A 22,671-nucleotide genomic window follows, 5' to 3' on the forward strand; every position below is an offset into this window, starting at 1 on the left:
GTACGGCCGCGCCTTGCGCCGTCGCGCCGCCGGGGTGCGGGCACCCGCGCGCCACCCGCGCTTCCCCAGGGGAGTCCGGCGTGCCGCGCGGCTGCCCACGGACGCCGACGGTGCCGCCCTGCGCGGTGCCGTCCCCACCCTTCCCTCGGGACCTTCCCATGCCTGAATTCGACGGCGCACCGGCTCCGGCCGGCGCCACCGTCCTGCCGTTCCCCCTGCCCACGGCGTGCCGACCGGGCCGACCGTGGCTAGCGCTCCGCGGGGGCCTGAGCTCCGGGCCGCTCCTCGTCCAGCCGGGCCAGCAGCCGGGCCGACCACTCGGGCGACGGCCCGTCTGCGGCGCCCGACCGCACCTGTCCGCGCAGCCGTTCGGCCCGGTCCAGCCACTCCTGGCAGCCGGTGCAGCGCGCGACGTGCTTGTCCAGCCGGGCCTCCGGCAGGCCGCTCGGTTCGCCGTCGAGCCGGGCGGACAGAGCGGTACGAAATTGCACGCATTTCATATGCCTATCGTCCCGCATAGCCTCGATGGCAGGCCCGGTCGGGTCGACCGTCACCTGGTCGAGCGCCATCCGGTCGAGCGCCATCCGGTCGGGGACCGCCCGGTCGGGGGCTGCCGTGGATGACGAGCAGCTCACCGCACTGGCACTGACCGCCCGCGCCGGACGGGCGGCGGACGTCGAGGCCTTCGTCCGGGCGACCCAGCGGGACGTCTGGCGCTTCGTCGCCCATCTGACCGACGTGCAGTCCGCCGACGACCTCGCGCAGGAGACGTTCCTGCGCGCGCTGCGCGGCCTGCCCGCGTTCGCGGGGCGCTCCTCGGCCCGCACCTGGCTGCTGTCGATCGCCCGGCGCACGGTGATCGACCGGTACCGGATGGCCGCCGCCCGGCCGCGCTGCGCGGCGCTGCCGGACTGGCAGGAGGCGGCGGAGCGGCAGGGCGGCGCACCGCCGGCCGGGTTCGAGGACGGCATCGCGCTCGGCGACCTGCTCGACCGGGTGCCCGCTCAGCGGCGGGAGGCCTTCGTGCTGACGCAGGTGGTCGGCCTGAGCTATGCCGAGGCGGCCGAGGTCGCCGGCTGCCCCGTCGGGACCGTCCGGTCCCGGGTCGCCCGGGCCCGGGAGGAACTGGTGGCGCGCCTGCGTGCCGCCGAGACCGGGGAGCTCGCGACCGCCTGCTGAGCACGAGGGCCACGGGACGGGCACCGGCGGCTGACGCTGACGGCCGACAGCGAACAGATGACAGACTTCGAAATCTGTTATCTGTTCGCTGAAAGCTGTCAGTCGCCCGCCCCGCCCCCGCCCCGCCTCCCCGAAAAATTCCCCCACGTGTTCGGAACCGGAGCCCCCGCGCCCCCGACTGCTGTACCGGACCCCGCCGCCGAGGCGGTGTCCGGTACAGCAGCACGGGAGACGGAGGGACTTCATGGCAGTGCAACCGAACCAGGCCGCCGCTTCCCTGACAGACAGCCGGCAGCACCCGGCCGACCGCTGGAGCCTGGTGGTCGCGGCCGGCCTGCTGTCGTTCGTCGCGATGCTCGACATGAACGTGGTCAACCTCGCGCTCACCGACATCTCGGCCGGCCTGCACGTCTCCCCCGGAGTCGCCCAGTGGGCCGCCCTGGGCTACCAACTCCCCCTGGTCGCCCTGCTGTTGCCCTCCGGTCGATGGCTGGACCAGGTCGGCACACGCTCGGCCCTGCTGCTCGCGGTCGGCTGCTTCGCCACGTGCAGCGCGCTGGCCGCCTGCGCCCCCTGGGCCGGCTGGCTGATCGCGGCCCGGATGCTCCAAGGCGCCTTCGGGGCCGTGCTCTTCGTCCTGATGCCGGTACTCGCCGCGACCTCCGTCCGGCCCGAGCTGCGCGGCCGGGCGATGAGCGTGCCCGCGACGCTCGGCCCGCTCGGCGCCGTCACCGGGCCGGTCATCGGCGGTCTGCTGCTGGACCACCTCGGCTGGCGGGCGGTCTTCCTGGTCAAGCTGCCGGTCTGCCTGGCCGCCGTCCTGATCGTCCGGCGTCATGCCCCGCGCCGTGGCGGGCTGCGCCCGCCCGACCGGGCCGCGCTCGGTGACGCCGCGCTGATCGGCACCGCGGTGGCCACCGTCCTGCTCGGCCTCACCCTGGCGCCCAGGGGGCCGCAGTGGCTGCTGCTCATGCTGCCCGCCGTCCCGCTGGTGCTGGGCTGGCTGCGCCGCCCCGGCGGCCGGCCGGTGGCCGAGGTGCTGCGGGCAGCCGGGACCGCCGGGGTCAACGCCTCGGTGCTGGCGCTCGCCGCCGGCTTCGCGGCCTGCCACTACCTGCTCGCCCAGCACCTGCGCGGTGCCCGGGACGAGAGTGCCACCGCCACCGCGCTCACCATGCTGGCCTTCCCGCTCGGCATGGTGCTGGCCGGCCGGGTCGGCGGACGGCTGGCCGACCGCTGGGGCGCCCGCCCGACCGCGCTCACCGGCGCCGCCGTCACCACCCTCGGCCTGGCCCTGCTCGTCCCGCTGGACACCGACTGGTCCGCCCCCGACATCGCCGCGCGACTCGCCCTGGCCGGTGCCGGGATGGGCCTCAACGGCGGTCCCACCCAGGCCCTGGTGATGTCCGCCTCCCCGCCGGGGAAGCTCGCCACCGCCGGGTCCGTCGTCCAGCTCGCCCGCAGCCTCGGCTTCGCGCTCGGCCCGGCCCTCGCCACCGCCGCCGCCCTGACCGGTGACCGCACCACCACCGGGACGCGCGCCGGCATCGCCCTGGCCGCCCTGGTCGCGGCGACGGCGGTCGTCCTGCTCGCCCTGTACCGCCGCGGCGACCGCGGCTGACTCCGACGGCCCGCTCCCCGCGCCCCCGACTCCCCGAACACACCCCGCACCCGCACCCGCACCCGCACCCGCACCCGCACCGCCGAAGGATCACCCCAGATGACCGAGACCGCCCCCGACACGCCGCGCTGCCCGTACGGGTACGACCGGCTCCCCTCCCCCGTCCCGCTGTACGGCCCGGACTACAAGCGCGACCCGTACCCGCTCTACCAGCGGATGCGGGAGGCCGGTCCGGTGCACCGGGTGGAGTTCCCCAGCGGCATCCACGCCTGGCTGGTCACCGGCTACCGGGCCGCCCACGCCGCCCTCAACGACCCCCGCCTGGGCAAGAACCACGCGCTGGGCAACGACAACTGGCGCCGGCTCGCCTCGATCATGCCCGAGCCACAGCACTCGCAGCTCCAGGTCCACCTGCTCCACCAGGACCCGCCCAAGCACACGTCGATGCGCCGGCTCGTCCTGGACGCCTTCGCCCCGCGCCGGGTGGAGTCGCTGCGCCCCCGGTTCCGGGAGCTGGCCGACGCCCTGGTGGACGGGCTGCCGGAGTCCGGCGGCGCCGACCTGGTGGCCGGTTTCGCGGCCCACTACCCCTTCCGGGTGCTCGCCGAAGTCATCGGCCTGCCACCCGAGTTGGCGGAGCGATTCGACCGGGACTGGGGCAAGGTGGTCCAGCCGGTCGGCCCGCAGGACCCCGGCCGCCCGGCGTACGAGGCCCGGCTGCGCGGCCTCCAGACCTACATCGCCGATGTCGTCGACCACAAGCGCGCCGACCGCCCGGCCTCCGGTCGGCCCGCCGACGAGGACCTGCTGGGCCGGCTCGTCGCCGCCCACGACGCGGGCGAGTTGAGCCGCGCGGAGCTCGACTCGATGGTGTTCCAGCTGCTGGTGGCCGGGCAGGAGCCGGTCACCAACCAGATCACCACCATGCTGGTCACCCTGCTGCGCCACCCCGAACAGCTCGCCCGGCTGCGCGAGGGCGTCGAGGAGCCCGGCCGGCTCGCCCGGGCGGTGGAGGAACTGCTGCGCCACGACGCCGCGTTCGAGCTCACCACCTGGCGGTTCTTCGCCGAGGACAGCGACCTGTTCGGCACCGCCGTCCCGGCCGGCGACTCGGTGATCGTCTCGCTCTGCGCCGCCAACCGCGACGACGCGCAGTTCCCCGAGGCCGACCGCCTCGACCTCGACCGCACCCCCAACGCCCACCTGGCCTTCGGCCACGGCATCCACTTCTGCCCCGGCGCCGCGCTGGCCAGGGCCGAGCTCCAGATCGCCCTCGCCACCCTGCTCACCCGGCTGTCAGGCCTCCGCCCGGCCGAGGCGCCCGGCGACGGCCTCGCGGACCTGGCGTGGGTTCCCGCCGTCCTGGCACGCGGGGTGAACCGGCTGCCGGTCGCCTACGACCGCCGCCGCTGACCCGCGGGCGACCACCCGCCGTCGCCACCGTCACCGTCGTCACCCGCCGTCACCCGGCAACGCCCGCCCGCAGCCCGCACCACACCACCTTCCCGTGGAGGAACCACCATGCCGCCCGTCGGCACCGCTCCCGCCGTCACCGTCCCCGCCGCCAGCGCTCCCTTCATCGGTGCTCCCGTCATCGGCGCCCCTGCCCCCGAGGACCGCCCCTCGGCCGAGCGGCTCGCCGCCCGCGTCCTCGGCCTGCTGCTGCCGCACCGTCGCGCCGCCGACCCGGAGTTCGATGCCCGGCCTGAGCACTTCCCGCTCCAGCTCGCCCAGTTGGCGGACTTCATCGCCGCCGGTGAGCCGATCGTCCTCACCCTGCCCGGCTTCCCCTGCAAGTCGCCGAACCCGGCGAAGGTGCTCGGCCACCTGCCCGACGAGGGCGAGCGGCTGTCACTGACCTTCCTCGACGGGCTCTGCGCCGGGATCGGCCGTCTGTACGCACCCGGTGCGCGCATCCTGATCTGCTCGGACGGACACATCTTCGGCGACCTGATCAACGTCCCGGACGACCACATAGACGCCTACTCGGACGCCCTGACCGCGATGATCGCCCGCGAGGGCCTGACCCGCCTCGACACCTTCGACCTGCGGGCCGTCCTCGGCGACCTCCCGTACGACGAGAAGCGCGCCCGGGTGCACGCCCAGTACGCGCCCGGCGTCGAGGAGTTGCGCGAGCAGGTACTGACCGAGGAGGAGACCCTGCGGCTCTACCGGGGCATCACCCGCTTCCTCGCCGAGGACACCACCGGCTTCACCGGCACCCGCTCCGCCCTCCAGCGGGAGTGCCGCCGCCGCGCCTACGGCGTGATCCAGCGCAGCCGCGCCTGGGGCGAGCTGATCGCCGAGCACCACCCGCGCGCCGTCCGGCTCTCCATCCACCCGCAGCCGGCCGGGGCGTCGAAGTTCGGCATCCGGCTGCTGGCGGCAGCCGACGCCTGGACCACGCCCTGGCACTCCGCAGTGCTCCACCGCACGGACGGCGGGGCGGAGTTGCTGCGCAACGACGAGGCCGCGCGGCTCGGCCGGCTGGTCCTGCGCGACGACCGGCCGAGCCACTACGAAAGCCACCGGGAAGAGACCCAGGACGAGAAGCAGGACGAGAACCGCCGGGGACGAGGCCGCTGAGGCCCAGGCCTCCTGCGGCTACCGCCCGGCGGCGGACTCCGGCGCCGCCGGGCTGCGGTGGTCGAAGGCGATCAACGGATCGCCGGTGAGCGGGTGTTCGACCACCGCCGCCCGCACCCCGAAGACCCGGGCCAGCAGGTCGGCGGTCAGCACCTCGCGCGGCGTCCCGGAGGCCACCAGGGCGCCGTCGTGCAGGACGTGCAACCGGTCGCAGACCGAAGCCGCGGCGTTGAGGTCGTGCAGGGCGACCAGGGTGGTGCGGCGCTGTTCCCTGAGCAGGGCGAGCAGTTCGACCTGGTGCCGGACGTCCAGGTGGTTGGTCGGCTCGTCCAGCACCAGGACGTCCGGCTGCTGGGCGAGCGCCCTGGCCAGCAGGACCCGCTGCCGTTCGCCGCCGGACAGTTGGGCGAACCTGCGGTCGGAGGCCCCGGTCATGCCGACCCGGTCCAGCGCCCCCGCGGTGATCCGGTGGTCCTCGGCGTCATCGGCGGCGAAGGCCCGTTTGTAGGGCGTGCGGCCCATCGCGACCACCTCGCGGACGCTCAACTCGAAGTCCCCGCCGCGCTCCTGGGGCAGTGCCCCGATGTGCCGGGCGGACTGTGCGGGCCGCAGCTCCGCCAGGTCCCGGCCGGCCAGCAGGACCCGGCCTGCGCTCGGCCTCAGGTGCCGGTAGACGGTGCGCAGCAGGCTGGACTTGCCGCTGCCGTTGGGCCCGACCAGTCCGGCGATCTCCCCCTCCTCGGCGATCAGGTTGGCCCCGGCCAGCACCGTCCGGCCGGCCAGGGCGACGCTCAGGTCCTCGACGGTGATCCTCAACTGCGCTCCAGTCGTCGGTCCAGCAGGTACAGCAGGGTGGGGGCGCCGAGGACGGCGGTGACCACGCCGATCGGCAGTTCCTGGCCGTCCAGGGCGGTGCGGGCCACCGTGTCGACGACGACCAGCAGCAGCGCCCCGGTGAGCGCGGACAGCGGCAGCAGCCGCCGGTGGTCGCCGCCGAGCAGCAGCCGGCAGACGTGCGGCACCATCAGTCCGACGAATCCGATCGCACCGGACACCGCGACCAGCACCCCGGTGAGCACGCTGGTGACGACGAAGACCTCGCGGCGCAGCCGGGGGACGTCCACGCCCAGCCCGGCGGCCGTCTCGTCGCCCATCAGCATCGCGTTGAGCCCCCTGGCGCGGGACTGGAGCAGGGCCAGCCCGAGGGCCACCGCGACGGCGGGGACGGCGAGTTGGGCCCAGACCGCGCCGCCGAGGCTGCCCATCAGCCAGAACAGCACGCCCCGGGTCTGCTGCTCGTCACTGGTCTGGAGGACCAGATAGCTGGTGAGGCCGCCGAGGAACTGGGCGATGCCGATGCCCGCGAGGACCAGGCGCAGCGGGGAGAAGCCGCCGCCGCGCCGGGCCATCAGCCAGACCAGCGAGAACGCGGCGAGCGCGCCGGCGAACGCCGCCAGGGAGACGGTGAGGCCGAACGCGCTGCCGAACGAGAGCTGAAGTCCGAAGGTGGTGCCGAGGACAATGGCGGCGACCGCGCCGAGCGAGGCCCCGGAGGAGATGCCGAGCAGGTAGGGGTCGGCGAGCGGATTGCGGACCAGGGCCTGCACGGCGGTGCCGACCAGGCCGAGTCCGGCACCCACCACGGCCGCCAACAGGGCGCGGGGGACGCGCAGTTGCCAGACGATGAGGTCGCGGGTGCCGGGTTCGGGAGAATGCCCGGTGAGCCGGCGGGCGACCACCGACCAGACTTCACCGGGCGGGACGTCCACCGAGCCGAGCGAGACGGCGGCGGTCAGCGCGAGCACCAGGGCGGCGGCGAGGACGGCGGCCAGCGGCCCGGCCCGCAGGCTGCGGGCCGGGCGGGCTTCGCCGCGCTCCTTCCGGAGAATGGCCGAAGTCACGTTCTACTGACCGTTCTTGGTGGTGTCCGCAGCGTTGACCGGGTCGGCGCTCTTGACCAGGTCGGGGTGGACGGTCGCGGCGATCTGCCGGACGGCTTCGGCGTTGCGCACCCCCGCGATGGTGGTCACCTCGGAGCCGAGCCGGACGAAGTGCCCCTCCTGGACGGCCTTCAGGCCCTGGGTCGCGGGGAAGCCCTTCAGGAAGGCCTCGGCCTCGTCGAAGGCCTTGCGGGTGGCCTCCGCGCTGCCCCGGTTGCGCACGGCCAGCTGGATCCAGTCCGGGTTCTTGGCGACCACGTCCTCCCAGGAGCCCGGCTTGAAGTCGGCGTCGCAGTCGGCGAACACGTTGCGCGCCCCGGCCTGGGTGATCACGGCGTTGGCGACCTGCCGGCCGCAGACCGACACCGGCTGCTTGGTGCCGGCGTCGTAGTCGAAGACGAAGTAGCTCGGCCGCTGCTCCTCCGGCACGGCGGCGAGCGCGGTCCTGACCTCGCCGAGCTGCTTCTCCATCCCGGCGACCAGTTCCTCCGCCCGCGCGGCGGTACCGGTGACGGCGCCGAGCCGGCGGACGTCCTCCTCGATCCCGGCGAGGTCGGTGCGCGGCCCCTTGGTGGCCTTCGGCGTCCCGGCACAGGCGGTGGAGAGCAGGTAGACGTGCTGGATGCCGGCCGCCGCGAACTCCTCCTCACTCGGCCCGGTGGCGCCGCCGCCCATCATCGGCATCGCGCCGAACGTGTCCACGTAGAGGTCGGCGCCGGAGCCGAGCAGCTTCTCCTTCGGGATGCCCTTGTCCCCGAGCGCCGGCACCTTGGCGCCCTGCTCCGCGAGGGCGGCGGGCAGGGTGCCCTTGCCGGGCGGGAAGCCGGTGCCGATCACCCGCTCCCCCGCGCCGAGTCGGAGCAGCAGCTCCAGGCTGGAGGCGTTGCTGGTGACGATCCTCGCCGGCGCCTTGGCGATGGTGGTCTCCTTGCCTGCGCAGTCGGCGACCTTGACGGGGTAGCCGCCGGCCGGGGCGGCGTTGACGGTGACGGGGGCTGTCTGCCCGCCTCCGGTCCCGCTTCCGCAGGCCGTGGCGAACAGGGCGACGGCGGCCGCGATTCCGCAGACGACGCGAGGGCGCATGACAACTCTCTCCTGGTCGGTGATCGCGATCGGGGACCGCGACCGGTGGGGGTACTTGGTGGGGGGTGTTCGGTGGTCGTGTTCCGTGGTCGTGTTCGGGCCCGTGCTGCGGACCCGGACCAGGTAGTCGGGCGGGCCCGGCGGTCGGTTCCCGGACAATCGCGACCGGTTGCCGCCCGTACACCCCGACCGCCCGTACGCCCCGACGCCTTGCGCCCCGGCTGTCCCCACGCCCCGGCTGTCCGCACGCCCCGCCTGTCCCCACGCCCCAGCCGCCGGACGCCCGGGCCGTCCGCACGTAGGCTGGCCGGATGGCCGATCCCACCGCCCCGCGCGACGACCTCGACCTCCCCGTCCCGCTCGGGCCGCGCCCGCCCCGCCGGGTGGTCTCGCTGGTGCCCTCGCTGACCGAGGCGGTCGCCGCCACCGCGCCCGGGATGCTGGTCGGCGCCACCGACTGGTGCAGCCACCCCGCCGACCTGTCCGTCACCCGGATCGGCGGCACCAAGAACCCGGACGTCCCGCGCATCCTCGCGCTCGCACCGGACCTCGTCCTCGCCAACGACGAGGAGAACCGGCGCCCCGACCTGGACGCACTGCGGGCGGCCGGCGTCCCGGTCTGGGTCACCGACATCCGCACCCTGGACGACGCCTTCCGCTCCCTCGACCGGCTGCTGACCACCGCCTGCGGGCTGCCCCGCCCGGCCTGGCTGGACGAGGCGGAGGCGGCCTGGGCCACCGTCGGGAGCGGCAGCACCCCTCCGGGGCCCGGCGGCCGGCAGCCCGACGGCCCGCGGACCGTCGTACCGATCTGGCGCCGCCCGTGGATGGTCCTCGGCCGCGACACCTTCGCCGGCGACCTGCTGCGCCGTCTGGGCCTGCGGCTCGTCCACGCCGACCACCCCGAGCGCTACCCGGCCGTCCCGCTGCCCGAACTGCTCTCCTGCCGACCCGAGTTGGTCGTCCTGCCGGACGAGCCGTACCGCTTCACCGCCGAGGACGGCCCGGAGGCGTTCCCCGGCGTCCCGGCGGCACTGGTCAGCGGACGGCACCTGACCTGGTACGGCCCGTCCCTGGTGAGCGCCCCGGCCGTGCTGCGGCGGGCCCTCGACCACCCGGCCGTCCCCGGCGGTACGGGCTCCCCGCGGGCTGACCGCCGGTGACCCGCGGGGCGGCCGCACAGGAGGACGGCCACCACCCGGAGCACACCGCTACCGCCCGGCCTGCCGCCGCCCCGCCGACTGCTCAGTCCACCAACCCCGCCCGGTAGGCGGTGATCACCAGCTGGACCCGGTCCCGGGCGGCCAGCTTGGCCAGCAGGTGCCCGACGTGGGTCTTCACGGTGCCGGTGCTGACGCCCAGCCGCTCGGCGATCTCGGTGTTGGTCAGCCCGCGCCCGATCAGGGTCAGGACCTCCGACTCCCGTCCGGTGACGGCCCGTCGCACCCTCTCCCGGTCCCGATCCCGATCCCGATCGCGGTCCCGGTCCCGATCCCGCGAGCCGTCAGCGCGTGCGGCCGCCGGTTCGGCGGGCCCGGCGGCGAAGGCGCGGATCAGCCGGCGCGTGATACTCGGGGCGATCAGAGCGTCCCCTGCGGCCACCACCCGGATCGCGGCGAGCAGTTCCTCGGGCGGGGTGGACTTCAGCAGGAAGCCGGAGGCCCCGGCCCGCAGCGCGCCGTAGATGTACTCGTCGAGGTCGAAAGTGGTCAGGACGAGGATGCGCACCCCGCTCTCGGCGGTGATCCGCCGGGTGGCCGCGAGGCCGTCCGTGCCCGGCATCCGGATGTCCATCAGGACCACGTCCGGGTGCTCGGCCCGGGCCAGCCGGACGGCCTGTGCGCCGTCCGCCGCCTCGCCCACCACCTCGAACCCGTCGGCGGCGGCCACGATCCCGGCCAGACCGGCCCGTACCAGCGTCTGGTCGTCGGCGACCACGACCCGGATCGGCCGCGTCACGTCGTCGCTCCCGTCACCGGCAGGACCGCGCGGACCCGGAAGCCGCCGCCCCGCACCGGCCCGGCCTCCAGCCGCCCCCGGTACAGGCCGACCCGCTCGGCCATCCCCGCCAGCCCGTGCCCACCGCCCGTCGTGTCACCCGAGCCGCCGGAGCTGCCGCCGCCCAAGCCGACGCCGCGTCCCGAGTCCGTCACCTCCAGCACCAGCCGCTCCTCCTCATAGGCCACGTCCACCCGCGCCGCGTCGGTGTCCGCGTGCTTCACCACGTTGGTCAGCGCCTCCTGGACGATCCGGAAGGCCGACAGCTCGATGCCGTCCGCCAGCGGCCGCACCAGACCGCCGACCCGCAGCTCGACCCGCACCCCGGCTTCGGCACTGCTCGCCACCAGCCGTTCCAGGTCGGCCAGTCGAGGCGCCGGCGCCAACTCCTCGTCCACGGTGCCGCGCAGCACGGTGAGCAGGCTGCGCAGCTCCGCCATGGCGTCCCGGCTCACCGACTGGATCGCCGCCAGCGCCTGCCCGGCCTGCACCGGATCCCGCTCGATCACGAAACGGCCGTACCCCGCCTGGACGTTGACCACGCTCATGCTGTGCGCGATCACGTCGTGCAGCTCCCGGGCGAGCCGGATCCGGTCCTCGGCCAGCTCGGCCTTCGCCAGATCCGCCTGGTGACGGCGCGACTCGGCCTCGTACGCACGGTGGCGGGCCACCAAGCCGCCGAGCGCCCAGACGGTGACGAGCTCCAGCGCGACGAACACCAGGTTGTTCCACAACTCCCGCGAGCCGAACTCGCTCAGCCCGGCGCCCAGCAGGCCGAGCGCGAGTACGCCCGCGCCGCCCCGGGGCGGGCGCACCGCCGCGACCAGGTAGACCACCATCCCCGCGGCGACCGCCACCTGAAACCCGGCCAGGTTCGCGATGGTCAGCCGCCCGGCCACCGCGACGATCACCACCCAGGCACCGAACACCACCCCGCCGGCCGCCACCGGCGCGAGCCTCCGCAGCCCGGCCGCCACACCGACCCCGGCCACGCAGGCCAACACCGCCACCGTCTCGGCCGTGGACGGCTGCGGGTAACCGCGGTGGTGCGGGTCGAAGACCCGGCAGGCGTCCAGCACCCGGAACCAGGTGACCACGGTGAGCACCAGCGAGACCGCCAGGTCGGCCGCCACCCGGTGCCCCGGGCGCAGTCTCCCGGCCACCGGCGGAAGCGGGGCATTGGGCATTTCCCCAGGCTATCCACGCTCCGCCGCCCCGGCATCGCCCCGCAGGCCTACGACCACGGGCAGAGACCGCGCCCGGGCCGACGCCTGGTTTCCGCCCACGGCGGGACGCCCCGCCCCCGGCACCGACGGGAACGTGGAGGCACGTCACAAGGAAAGGCACCACGTTGATCGAGGTACACGGCCTCACCAAGCGCTACGGCGGCGCCCTCGCCGTGGACGGGCTGAGCTTCACCGTCCGCCCCGGACAGGTCACCGGCTTCCTCGGGCCGAACGGCTCGGGCAAGTCCACCACCCTGCGGATGATCCTCGGCCTGGACGCCCCGACCGGCGGACGGGCCACCGTCAACGGCCGCCCGTACGCCGCACTGCGCCACCCCCTGCGCGAAGTCGGCGCCCTGCTGGACGCGACGGCCGTCCACCCCGCCCGCTCCGCCCGCCACCACCTGCTCGCACTCGCCGTCAGCAACGGCCTCGGCGCCCGCCGGGTCCGCGAGGTGCTGGCGCTCACCGGTCTGGAACCGGTGGCCCGCCGCCGGGCCGGGCGGTTCTCGCTCGGCATGAAGCAGCGGCTCGGCGTCGCCGCCGCCCTGCTCGGCGATCCGGGCGTCCTGCTGCTGGACGAACCGGTCAACGGGCTGGACCCGGAAGGCGTCCGGTGGATCCGCACCCTGCTGCGCGAACTCGCCGCCGAGGGAAGGACCGTCCTGCTCTCCTCGCACCTGCTGAGCGAGACGGCGCTCACCGCCGACCACCTGGTGGTCATCGGGCGCGGACGACTCGTCGCCGACTGCTCGACGGCCGGCTTCCTCGCCGAGCACGCCCCGACCGACGTCCTGGTGCGCTGCGCCCGGCCGGCCGAACTCGCCCACCTGCTGCGGGCGGGCGGGGCGGTCCAGGTGCGGGAGGAGCCGGACGGGTCGCTGGCGGTGGCCGGACCGGAGCCGGCCGCGATCGGCGAGCTGGCCGCCGCGCACGGCATCGGCGTCCACGAACTCACCGTCCGGCAGGCCTCCTTGGAGCGGGCCTTCATGGACGCCACCGGCGGATCCGTCGAGTACCGTGCCCGTTCCGGAAAGAGGACCGCATGATCACCGCCCCGACCACCCGCGGTGCCCTGGCCGGCGAGTGGGTCAAGCTGCGCAGCGTCCGCGCGACCCCCCTGGCCGCCGCGACCGCCCTCGCCGCCGCGCTGTTCATCGGCCTGATCGACTACGCGAGCGCCGCCGACAGCTGGGACGGCTGGACGACCGACCAGCGCGAACGCTTCGACCCGGTCCGGTACGGGTTCTCCGGCGGCTTCTACGTCGCCGTGCTCGCCGTCGGGACGCTCGGCACGCTGGCCGCCTCCAGCGAGTACACCACCGGCCAGATCCGCTCCACCCTGGTCGCCGTCCCGCGGCGCGGCCAGGTGCTCGCCGCCAAGGTCCTGGTGGTCGGCGGCGTGACGGCACTGCTCGGGCAACTGCTCGCCTTCCTGACCTTCCTACTCGGCCGGCGCGCCCTGACCGCCAAGCACCTCGCCGTCTCGATCGGCGACCCGGGGGTCACCCGGGCCGTCGTCGGCTGCGGCCTGTTCCTCGCGGCCTTCGCCCTGCTCGGCCTGGCGCTCGGCTTCGTCCTACGCCACACGGCGGCCGCCGTCACCGTGCTGTTCGGGACGTTCTTCCTCTCCCCGATGCTGCTGGCGCCGTTCGGGGACGGGGTCGCCCGCTTCGGCCTCCAGAGCGTCTTCGAGGGGCTGGGGACCACCGTCCCGGGCTCCGACCGGCTCGGCCCGGTGGCCTGCTTCGCCGCCCTGGCCGCCTACCTGGCGGTCGCCTTCGCCCTGGCACTGCTCGGCCTGACCCGACGGGACGCCTGACGGCGCCTGCGCTGCGACCGCTGCGGCCGGTACGGCCGGCCGTCAGGTGCCCGGGTCCGGGACGGCAGGGCTCTTCGAGGTGACGCCGCTCGCCGATCCGACGTCGGCGCCCGGAACACGGCAGGGCCCGGGACGCGTGCTCGCGTCCCGGGCCCTGCGGTCGTACGTCGTCAGCCGCGGGCGGCGGCGACGGCGGCGCCCAGCGCCTCCTTGATGCGGGGGCCGAGGCGGGCGAAGCCCAGTTCCTTCATGGCCGCCCGCAGCAGCTCCTCGTCCGTCCGCCCGGCACCATCGCCGTCCACCCACCGCACGACGGCGAGCAACTCGTCGGCGGAGTAGGCGGTCACGGGGCGACCGGGCGTGAAGTCCGGCTTCGCGGGACGGGCGTCGGCCACCGGCTCGGCCGCGGGGGCCTCGGGCGCGACGGCGGGGGCCTCGGCGACGGGCTCGGCGGCCGACTCCACCTCAGCCGCAGGCTCCTCGGCAGCGGGCTCGGGCTCGGCGGCAGCCTCGACGGCGGGCACCTCGACGGCAACCTCGACCTCAGCCGCAGGCTCCGCCGCCTCTGCGACAACGGTCTCGGGCTCAGCGACGGGCTCCTCGGCGGCAGGCTCCTCGGCCGCAACCTCCGCAGCCGGCGTCTCGACGACGGGCTCCGCCACGACGGCCTCAGGCTCAGTCTCGACCACGGGCTCAGCGGCGACCTCGGCAGTCTCGGCCTCAGTCACCTCAGCCGCAGGCGCATCAGCCTCGACAACCGGCTCCTCGACCACGACCTCCGCAACGACTGCCTCGGGCTCGGCCTCGACCACCAGCTCGACCTCAGGCTCAGCAGCGGCCTCAACGGCCTCGGCCACAGCTGCCTCGGCCTCGACCTCGGCGGCAGGCTCCTCGACAACGGGATCCGCCACGACGGCCTCAGGCTCAGTCTCGACCACCGGCTCGGCCTCGGGCTCAGCAGCGACCTCGGCAGTCTCGGCCTCAGTAGTCTCGGCCTCAGTCACCTCAGCCGCAGGCCCATCAGCCTCGACAACCGGCTCCTGGACCACGACCTCCGCAACGGCCTCTTCGGTCTGGACGGTGTCGGTCGCCTCCGACTCCGTCTCATCAGCAGCCTCGGCCAGGGCCGCGGTCGCGGCGGCCACCAGGTCGTCGGCGGCCGGGGAGGGCGCCGGGAGGGAGACCACGGCAGCCGGGGTCTCCTCCTCGGCCTGCGCCACCTCCGGCACGTCCTCAGCGACAGCCGCGTCCGACGTGGCCTCGGCCTCAATCGCAGCCTCGACCTCAGCCTTGATCTCGACCTCGACAGCCGCAGCAGCCTGCTCGGCCTCCTCGGCCGGAGCCGCCACCGAGGCCGGGGTCTCCTCCACGAGCCCGGCCCGCTGCCCACCGGCCAGCGCCTGCAGGGCGGCCGCCTCGGCGTCAGCCTGGTCGGCCGGCTCCTCGGTCCCGGACTTCTCGGTCCCGGACTTCTCCGTCCTGGGCTCCTCGGCCGCACTCTCCTCGACGCGGGGCGACTCGGCCTCAGCCTCAGCTTCAGCCTTGACCTCGGCCTCAGCCGCAACCTCGGCCGCCACCTCCGTACCCGGCTCCTCGACCGCCGCCTCCTCGGCGACGGTCTCCTCCGCCAGCCCGTCCCGCTGTCCGGCCGCCAGCGCCTGGCGGGCCGTGTACGCGGCCTCGGCGGCGCGGCGGTCGGCCTTGGCGGCGGCGAGTTCGGCGAGCAGGTCGGCGAGGCCGGCCTCCTCCAGCCCGGCGCGCAGGCCGCGGATGGTGGGCAGGCGGTAGAGGGTGCCCTCGTCCGCGGCGAGCCGCTCGACCAGGTCGATCAGCTCGGCGAAGGGCAGCCCGTCCAGGTCGTGGTCGGGCAGCAGGCGGGCGAGGCCGCGCAGCCCGGTGCTGATCGTCTCGAAGGCCTGGGCGGTGCGGTCGACCAGGGCGCCGTCGGCGGCCACCCGCGGCAGGGTGCCGGACGGGGCGAGCGCGGCCCAGGCGCGGCGCTCGATCTCGGCGGAGGTGAGGGCCTCGTGCAGGTCCTCCCGGCGGATGCGGCGGTCGGTGGCGAGCGCGAGGGCCTGCTTGCGCAGCGAGCGGCCGCGCAGCCAGGAGAGCTTGACGCCGTTCTCGCGGCGCCAGGCGCTGTCGGCGGTGGCGGCGGCGAGGGCGCCGAGGTCGGCGTCGTACGCGGCGGGGACCAGCGAGGCCGAGGTGCGGTGCACCCGCTGGAGCATCTCGACCAGCAGCACCGTCTTGGCGACGGTGCCGGGCTCGTCCAGCTTGACCTCGGTGGCGAGCGCGGCGGCGGCCTCCCAGGTCTGTTGGAGGTCGCTGCCGCGCAGTTCGGCGAGGGCGGTGGAGGCCGCGCGGGCGTCCTCGGGGGTGGCGACGGTGTCGACGGCCGCGTACCAGGCGTGAGTCTCGGCGGTGAGCGTGAAGGCGCCGAGTTCGGCGTAGCGGCCGAGGTCCTCGCGGAGGTCGGGCTCCGCGGCGGCGTCCTGGGGGTCCTTGACGTCTGCGGCGTCGGCGACGTCCGCCGGGTCGGCTGCGTCGGCGTTGCGCGAGTGAAGCACTGTCATGTGAGGTCCGGTTCTGGGCGACGACGGCGGGGCTGGCGGCGAGGGGGCGGCGGACCGGTTGCGCGGGGTTGCCCCTGGGGCGGGGCAAGGGGGCGCGCGGTCGGGCTGCCGGTTGTGGAGGCCCAGAATACGGGTGCCCGTTCGAGCCTTGCACGCACCCACCGCCCCGACGGGCGGGTGTCGTATGCCATACCGCCCGCCTGGCCGCCACCCGGGAGGTCCGCCCGGGTGGTCCCGCGGTGCTCCGAACGGGTGTCCCCGCTGCTCACCGGGGCTCCTCTCGCCGACCGCCGCCGGGCCGTCGGAGCCGCTCCAGTGGCACCTTCCGGACGCCGTGTCCGCCTGCCCGGCCCGGCCGGCCGAGCGGCGGCCGGTGTCCGGCCCGGCCGAGGCCGTGCAGATCAACCGGCGCGAGGAACTCGCTGAGCGCCGTCCGGTGCCACCACGCGCCGGTTTCCCGCAGTTCGCGCCAATCGGTGAACCGGTAGAGGTAGAGCGTCGCCCGGACGTGGGTCGGCGGGGCGTCCGGGAAGGGGTTGTGGCGCAGCAGCCGCAGGGTGGCCCGGTCCCCGGTCAGCAGGCGGGCGACGAACGGCAGGAACCAGGGGCGGGCGTACGCGGACGAGATGCCGGCGAACCACATCAGCCAGTCGAGCCGCAGGTGGTAGGGCGCGAACTGGCGCGGCAGCCGGCGCACGTCACCGGGCTTGCCCTTGAAGCCGTACTCGCGCCAGACGGTGTGCGGGGTGAGCACGGCCTCGTCGGTGCCCTCGACCACCACCTCCTGGCGGAGCCGGCTGACGCTGCCGAAGGCACCGTAGGTGTTGACCAGGTGCAGCCGGTTGAAGGAGCGGTTCATGGCCTGGCCGCGGGAGACCATGTTGCGCACCGGCCAGTAGCTGAGCACCACGACGACGGAGGTGAGCGCGATCACCAGCGCCTCGTACCAGACCGGGGCGCCGGGGTACGCGCGGGCGTGGACGGGCAGGCCGAGGCGCGCCGGTTCCACCGCGGCGAGGGCGAGGGCGATGGTCAGCCAGTTGAGCCAGGCGAAGTTACCGGAGGCGACCAGCCACAGCTGGGTGGCGAGGACGGCGCAGGCCGCGTAGCTCGCGACCGGCTGCGGCAGCAACAGACAGACCGGTACGACGATTTGGACGACGTGGTTGGCAGCGGCCTCGACCCGGTGCAGCGGGTCGGGCAGGTGGTGGAAGAACCAGCTCAGCGGTCCGGGCATCGGCTGGGTCTCGTGGTGGTACCTGAGGCAGGTCAGGTCGCGCCAGCAGCTGTCGCCGCGCAGTTTGATCAGTCCGGCGCCGAACTCGACCCGGAAGGCCAGCCAGCGCATCAGCCACAGCACCAGGGTGGGCGGGGCGGTCTCCGCGTTGCCCAGGAAGGCGGCCAGGAAGCCGGCTTCGAGCAGCAGGGACTCCCAGCCGAAGGAGTACCAGGTCTGCCCGACGTTGACGATGGAGAGGTAGAGGACCCAGAGCACCGCCCACAGCAGGACCGAAGCCCAGAGCGGGACGACGTCGCCGAGTCCGGCCGCGACGGCGGCGGCGAGGGCGGCGCCGCTCCAGGCGACGGCGGCGAAGAACCGGTCGCTGTAGTGGAGGTGGAAGAGTCCCGGCGACCGGCGGAACGGGACCCTGGCGGTGAAGCGGGGCACCGGCAGCATGCCGTCGGTACCGATCAGGGCGCGGAACTGCGCGGCGGCGGCCAGGAATCCGATCAGGTACAGGGCGGCGAGCAGGCGTTGGACGAGCAGCCGGCTCAGCCAGTAGTCGGGGGCGGCGAACCAGTCCATGCGGCCCATGCCTACCACCCGGCGCCCCGGGCCCGGGCCCGGTCGGGGCGGCGGAGCCCGGAGGGTTCACCCGCTCGGCCCGGAGCGGCTCCGGCGGAGGCACCGGCAGGCCCCGCCGAAGACACACACCGGCCCGGCATCAACCGGCCCCGGACGGCACCGTGGCGGGGAGCCTCTCCTCGGGGGTGAGAGGCGCCCCGCCACGGTGGTGGACGGGTCGTGCCGGCCGGCGTTCAGCTGGGCAGGACGGGCCCGGGCTCGCCGATGATCGCCGAACGCCCGGGCACCGAGGTGCCGCTCTGCTGGAGCCGGTCGACGAGCAGGGCGGCCAGCGTGCCGAGCTCCTCCTCGGTGCGGGACTGCGCGGTGGTGTCCATGCCGACGGTGAGGACGCCGTTGATCTGGCCGGTGAGCGCGGCGCGCAGCGGGGTGCAGGTGAAGCTGAAGGTCTGCCGGCCGCGCTGCGGGTCGGGGCGGGGGGACTGGATCCGGACGTTGTCGAGGACGGTGGTGCGACCGGCGTGGTAGGCGTCCAGGACGGCCCGCCCCAGGCCCGCCGCACCGAGCTGCGGGTAGGCGGCGCCGACCGTCCCGTACGCGACCGGCGCACCGAAGGTGTCGGCGTGCTGGGCGTTGGCGTACCGGACCTCCTGGCCGGGGCCTTCGGTGAGCATGATGGGGAACGGCGAACCGTCGAAGGCGGCGAACATCTCCTGGCGCTGGGCCATCAGGTTGTCGCGCAGCCGGATCTCGGAGAGCAGCGCCTCGGCGAGGTGCTGGATGTCGCGCAGCCGTTCACGCCCCCACTGCCGGGGTTCCCGGTCGAGGACGCAGACGGTGCCGATGACGGTGTTGGTGCTGTCGACGAGCGGGGCGCCCAGGTAGGCGCGGACGCCCAGTTCGTCCACCACCGGGTTCCCGGCGAACCGGGGGTAGGCGAGGATGTCGTCGAGGGCGAGGGGGGAGCGCTGGGCGACGACGTGCGGGCAGAAGCCGTGACTCAGCGGCATTTCGCGGCTGGGGAGATCGAACGCGATGCCGCGATCCGCCCAGGAGGGTCCGTCCTCGGCCGTGATGTCGAGCGGATTTGGCGGAATGTAGAGCCCCCGGAACATCTGACGTTCGTCATTGATGAAGTTGACCATCGCGATGGGAGCGCGCGTGATACTGGCTGCGAGGTGGGCGAAGCGATCGAAGGCCTCGTCCGCGGACGGGTCGTTGAGCCCGAGGCCGCGCAGCCTGCGGGTTCGCTCGGACTCCCCGGAGGCACCCGGGAACTGGCCTTGAGTGCTCATCACATCAGTCATGGCGCACATGTAACCAGACATCAGCAGGCGGGGCCTTTGCCGTCCAGTGTTCCTCAGCCTTGCTGATGGCCAGTCAAAACCGCACGTGAACGACAGGTCGACGGACCGTCACGAAGCGGAGATCAGTCCCCTTCCGGGGGCTGGACAAAACCCCTCCGGATAAACACGGGCCGAATCACGCCAATCCAAGATCGACTCTGGGACGCCGCGGCGCGCCCATACAACAATGAGCCCTGCCGAAGACACGGACGGCGCCCCCTCGCCGGGACACCGCCCGATGACGCATGCGCCGATCGCACCGGGGCGACCGGCCGACACTCCCGCACACACCCACCTACCCCCGTGGGGGTTGCCGGAGCGGCTTCGACGGCACGGACGGAGGCACGGGCACCACACACATCGAGAGGACCGGAGCATGGCGATGGACTACTTCACCGACGACCGTCACGAGAACCTCCGCACCGAGGTCCGTGACTTCGCGGAGAAGGAGGTACGTCCGCAGGTGGCCAGGATGGAGGCCGAACGGAAGACGGAGTTCGAGCTGGCCCGGGAGATCGCCCGCCGGGGCTGGATCGGCGTGACGATTCCGCGGGAGTTCGGCGGGCTCGGACTGGGACACGTCGCCAAGACCGTGATCGTCGAGGAACTGGCCCGGGTCAGCGGGGCCGTGGGCTCGATCGCCCAGGCCTCCCAGCTGGGCGTGGCCAAGGTCCTCCACTACGGCAGCCAGGCCCAACGGCGCACGTGGCTGCCGAAGTTCGCCACCGGGGAGTGCCTGCCGACCATCGCCGTCACCGAGCCGGAGTCCGGCGGGCACGTGCTCGGGATGGCCGGCACCGCCGTCCGCGACGGCGACGAGTACGTGCTCAACGGCCGCAAGTGGTTCGTCGGCAACTCCCACATCGGCGACGTGCACGGCGTGATCCTGCGCACCGGCCAGGGCAGCCGGGGCCTGTCGGCCTTCCTGGTCGAGACCGACCGCGCCGGGTTCCGCACCGGCTCCCCCGGGTCGCAGAGCGGGCTGCACGGCTTCAGCTTCGGCGAGATCATCCTGGAGGACTGCCGTGTCCCGGCCGGCAACCGGCTCGGCCGGGAGGGTCAGGGGCTGGACGTCGCCTACTCCTCCTCCACCCTCTACGGCCGGATCAACCTCGCCGCCGTCGCGCTCGGCATCCACACCGCGATCGTCGAGGACACCGCCCGGTTCACCGAGGAACGGGTGCTCTACGGCCAGCCGATCAACCAACTGCCCAACATCACGCTGAAGCTGGGCGAGATGCAGTCCCGGCTGATGACCGCCAGGCTCGCCGTCTACCACGCCTCCCACCTGCTGGACCACGGTCGCACCTGTGACGCCGAGCTGATGAACGCCAAGCTGATCAACACCGAGTACGCGCTGGACTCCGCGCGCAACGCGATGGAGATCCACGCCGCCCGCGGCCTGCAGACCGAGTTCGGCATCGAGCGCTACCTGCGGGACGCCACCCACGTCTACCCGCCGGCCGGCACCTCGGACGTCCAGCGGCTGAGGCTCGGACAGGTCGCCTCGGGCACCTACGGCAAGCAGTGGTCGGCGGAGCTGTCGGACCTGACCAGCTGGGCCTGGAGCGAACTCAACCAGCGGGAGAACCCCGCGGAACCACCGGGCGGGCGGGGCGGGCAGGTGCTGCCGATGCCGCTGGCGGGATGAAGGCCGTTCTACATATCGTCAGTTGATGTTGTGTCAAGGGCTCATGGGGCTGATAGCGTTCCAGCCGTCGGCTGTCGTGCCAGTGCTCCGCCCCGCCGGTGACACCACGTCACCTGCTCCGGCAGTCCCGGCCTCGAAGCCCCGAAGCCCGGCCACGCCGCACGGGATCGACCCGCCGCTCGGACCCACCGGTCCGAGCCGGCGTGCCGGTCCTGCGGCTCGGCCCTGAGCGAGGAATCAGATGCCAGCCATATCGGCCACCCGCCCGGGCCACCGCGCCGGCCGGTCCGGCTCCCTCCGCGGCCGGCTCCTCGCCCTCACGCTGGTCCCCACCGCGGGCCTCCTCGCCGCCTGGGGCTACGCCGGCTTCCTGCTGCGCGACACCGGACACCGCACCGCGCTGCTGGCCGGCAGCGCGGCGGTCGCCCTGGTCGTGCTGGTCAGCCTGCTCCACGGCGTCCGGACCGCCCTGACCCTGTCCGCGCGGCTGTCCGGGCTCCGGGCCGAAACCCTCTCGCTCGCCCGGCAGGAGATCCCCGAGGTGGTCGGACGGCTGCGCGCCGGGGAACAGGTGCCCGTCCCGCCGGTCTGGACGCCGTCCCGGCGGATCGGCGACGAGGTCCAGCAGAGCGCGGACGGCCTCGCCGCCGTCCGCCAGGTCACGGTCGCCGCCATCGTCCACCAGGCCCGGGGCCGCGAGGGGACGAAGAAGGTCTTCCTCAACATCGCCCGGCGCACCCAGATCCTGATCCACCGGCAGATCAGCATGCTGGACGCGCTGGAGCGCGAGCACGAGGACCCGGAGCTGCTGCGCGAACTCTTCGCGGTCGACCACCTGGCCACCCGGATGCGGCGCAACGCCGAGAACCTGGTCATCCTCGGCGGCGCCCTGCCCGCCCGGCGCTGGCGCAACGCCGTGCCCGTGGTCAACGTGCTGCGCAGCGCCGTCTCGGAGACCGAGAGCTACTCCCGGGTCGTCGTCCAGGGCGTGCCGCGCGTCTCGCTCGGCGGGCAGGCCGTGGCCGACGTCATCCACCTGGTCGCCGAGCTGATCGAGAACGGCACCACCTTCTCCCCGCCGTACACCCAGGTGCAGGTCTCCGCGCAGGAGGTCCCCAGGGGCCTGGCGGTCGAGGTCGAGGACCGCGGACTCGGCATGACCGAGGAGGAGTACGAACGGCTCAACACGTACCTGGCCAACCCGCCGGAGCTGGACGTCTCCGCGCTCGGCGACGACCTGCGGCTCGGCCTGTTCGTGGTGGCGCGCCTGGCCGCCCGGCACGAGGTCCAGGTCACCCTGCGCCCCTCGCCGTACGGCGGGACCAGGGCCGTGGTGCTGGTGCCCTCGGCCCTGCTGGAGCAGGCCGGTCAGTCGGCCGCGGTGCCCGGGCTGCCGTCCGGCGCCCGGATCACCCGGACGCCGGTGTCCGACCAGGCGCCGACGGCGGGGCCCGAGGACGACTCCGTGACCGGGTCCGCGCCGGAACCGGAGTACGGCTCCGGCGCAGGAACCGGCTCCGGGTACGGCTCCACGTACGTCTCCGCGTACAGCTCCGGGCCCGAGTACGGGGCCGGGGCCGGGCAGGTCTGGCAGGGGTCCCGGGAGCCGGCGGACGCGACGGACACCATGGACGCGATGGACGCGCCGGGCGGTGCGACGGGCGGGGGTTTCGGCGCGCTGCTGGGCGGGGGCCAGGGGGCTCCGGGCTCGTTCGGCACCGCGGGAGCTCCCGCGGTGCCCTATGCGGCGGCCCCTCCGGAAACCCCGGCGGTGCACGCCCCGGACGGCGCCGGCCCGGGCACCGCGGGGAGTGGCGACGCCCTCGCCGGATCCGC

At 74.4% G+C, this 22,671-nt stretch carries 18 protein-coding genes; 9 read left to right on the forward strand and 9 right to left on the reverse strand.

The features are described 5' to 3' along the window. Positions 1-248: 248 nt before the first annotated feature. On the reverse strand, positions 249-500 hold the full coding sequence (locus BU198_RS29745; RefSeq protein ID WP_188299954.1) for a zf-HC2 domain-containing protein: 252 nt from the start codon (positions 498-500) through the stop codon (positions 249-251). A gap of 115 nt (positions 501-615) precedes the next feature. Between BU198_RS29745 and BU198_RS29750 the strand changes: the two genes are divergently transcribed. From BU198_RS29750 to BU198_RS29765, 4 genes are all read left to right on the forward strand, one after another. After that, positions 616-1,179, forward strand: a complete 564-nt coding sequence (locus tag BU198_RS29750) for a sigma-70 family RNA polymerase sigma factor (RefSeq protein ID WP_317620375.1) — start codon at positions 616-618, stop codon at positions 1,177-1,179. A gap of 244 nt (positions 1,180-1,423) precedes the next feature. Then, positions 1,424-2,800: an MFS transporter gene (locus BU198_RS29755; protein WP_223245120.1), complete on the forward strand. Its 1,377-nt coding sequence runs from the start codon at positions 1,424-1,426 to the stop codon at positions 2,798-2,800. A 99-nt stretch (positions 2,801-2,899) separates the two neighbouring features. Further along, complete coding sequence (locus BU198_RS29760; RefSeq protein WP_188299956.1) at positions 2,900-4,213, forward strand: cytochrome P450 family protein; 1,314 nt, start codon at positions 2,900-2,902, stop codon at positions 4,211-4,213. A gap of 108 nt (positions 4,214-4,321) precedes the next feature. Then, a complete protein-coding gene (locus BU198_RS29765) occupies positions 4,322-5,386 on the forward strand; it encodes an L-tyrosine/L-tryptophan isonitrile synthase family protein (RefSeq protein ID WP_188299957.1) in 1,065 nt (354 codons plus the stop codon). Positions 5,387-5,404: 18 nt separating this feature from the next. On the opposite strand, the gene BU198_RS29770 is transcribed toward BU198_RS29765, so the two are convergent. The 3 genes from BU198_RS29770 to BU198_RS29780 are packed head-to-tail and all read right to left on the reverse strand — an operon-like array spanning position 5,405 to position 8,409. Next, complete coding sequence (locus BU198_RS29770) at positions 5,405-6,202, reverse strand: ABC transporter ATP-binding protein (protein ID WP_188299958.1); 798 nt, start codon at positions 6,200-6,202, stop codon at positions 5,405-5,407. Then, positions 6,199-7,287, reverse strand: coding sequence for a FecCD family ABC transporter permease (locus BU198_RS29775; protein WP_188299959.1), 1,089 nt, complete (start codon positions 7,285-7,287; stop codon positions 6,199-6,201). Before BU198_RS29775 ends, BU198_RS29770 begins: the two co-directional genes overlap by 4 nt. A 3-nt stretch (positions 7,288-7,290) precedes the next feature. Next, a complete protein-coding gene (locus BU198_RS29780; protein ID WP_188299960.1) occupies positions 7,291-8,409 on the reverse strand; it encodes an ABC transporter substrate-binding protein in 1,119 nt (372 codons plus the stop codon). 311 nt (positions 8,410-8,720) lie between these two features. On the opposite strand from BU198_RS29780, the gene BU198_RS29785 reads away from it, so the two are divergent. Beyond that, positions 8,721-9,572 carry a helical backbone metal receptor gene (locus tag BU198_RS29785; RefSeq protein ID WP_188299961.1) on the forward strand — a complete coding sequence of 284 codons (852 nt, stop codon included), beginning with the start codon at positions 8,721-8,723 and terminating at the stop codon, positions 9,570-9,572. Positions 9,573-9,654: 82 nt separating this feature from the next. Here the strand turns inward: BU198_RS29785 and BU198_RS29790 are convergent, their stop codons facing one another. Both BU198_RS29790 and BU198_RS29795 read right to left on the reverse strand, forming a co-directional pair. Next, entirely contained in the window at positions 9,655-10,368 is a 714-nt protein-coding gene (locus tag BU198_RS29790) for a response regulator (RefSeq protein WP_188299962.1), read from the reverse strand. Beyond that, positions 10,365-11,594 (reverse strand): sensor histidine kinase, encoded by a 1,230-nt coding sequence (locus BU198_RS29795; protein WP_188299963.1) that lies wholly within the window; start codon positions 11,592-11,594, stop codon positions 10,365-10,367. Before BU198_RS29795 ends, BU198_RS29790 begins: the two co-directional genes overlap by 4 nt. Positions 11,595-11,758: 164 nt before the next feature. Here BU198_RS29795 and BU198_RS29800 point away from each other — a divergent pair, with 164 nt between their 5' ends. Both BU198_RS29800 and BU198_RS29805 read left to right on the forward strand, forming a co-directional pair. Continuing rightward, entirely contained in the window at positions 11,759-12,682 is a 924-nt protein-coding gene (locus tag BU198_RS29800) for an ABC transporter ATP-binding protein (protein WP_188299964.1), read from the forward strand. Further along, positions 12,679-13,455 carry an ABC transporter permease gene (locus BU198_RS29805; protein WP_188299965.1) on the forward strand — a complete coding sequence of 259 codons (777 nt, stop codon included), beginning with the start codon at positions 12,679-12,681 and terminating at the stop codon, positions 13,453-13,455. The genes BU198_RS29800 and BU198_RS29805 overlap by 4 nt, the downstream gene beginning before the upstream one ends. Positions 13,456-13,625: 170 nt before the next feature. Here the strand turns inward: BU198_RS29805 and BU198_RS29810 are convergent, their stop codons facing one another. From BU198_RS29810 to BU198_RS29820, 3 genes are all read right to left on the reverse strand, one after another. Beyond that, entirely contained in the window at positions 13,626-16,031 is a 2,406-nt protein-coding gene (locus BU198_RS29810) for a hypothetical protein (protein ID WP_188299966.1), read from the reverse strand. A gap of 265 nt (positions 16,032-16,296) precedes the next feature. Further along, on the reverse strand, positions 16,297-17,838 hold the full coding sequence (locus BU198_RS29815) for a lipase maturation factor family protein (protein ID WP_188299967.1): 1,542 nt from the start codon (positions 17,836-17,838) through the stop codon (positions 16,297-16,299). A gap of 233 nt (positions 17,839-18,071) precedes the next feature. Further along, a complete protein-coding gene (locus BU198_RS29820) occupies positions 18,072-19,145 on the reverse strand; it encodes a GAF domain-containing protein (protein ID WP_223245121.1) in 1,074 nt (357 codons plus the stop codon). 415 nt (positions 19,146-19,560) lie between these two features. Between BU198_RS29820 and BU198_RS29825 the strand changes: the two genes are divergently transcribed. Both BU198_RS29825 and BU198_RS29830 read left to right on the forward strand, forming a co-directional pair. Further along, entirely contained in the window at positions 19,561-20,835 is a 1,275-nt protein-coding gene (locus BU198_RS29825) for an acyl-CoA dehydrogenase family protein (protein ID WP_411293249.1), read from the forward strand. Between the two features lie 241 nt (positions 20,836-21,076). Beyond that, positions 21,077-22,671, forward strand: a 1,595-nt coding sequence (locus BU198_RS29830; protein WP_262987082.1) for a sensor histidine kinase, incomplete at its 3' end; no start/stop codon positions are given.

This window comes from Streptomyces sp. CBMA156, assembly GCF_014596515.1.
GTDB lineage: Bacteria > Actinomycetota > Actinomycetes > Streptomycetales > Streptomycetaceae > Kitasatospora.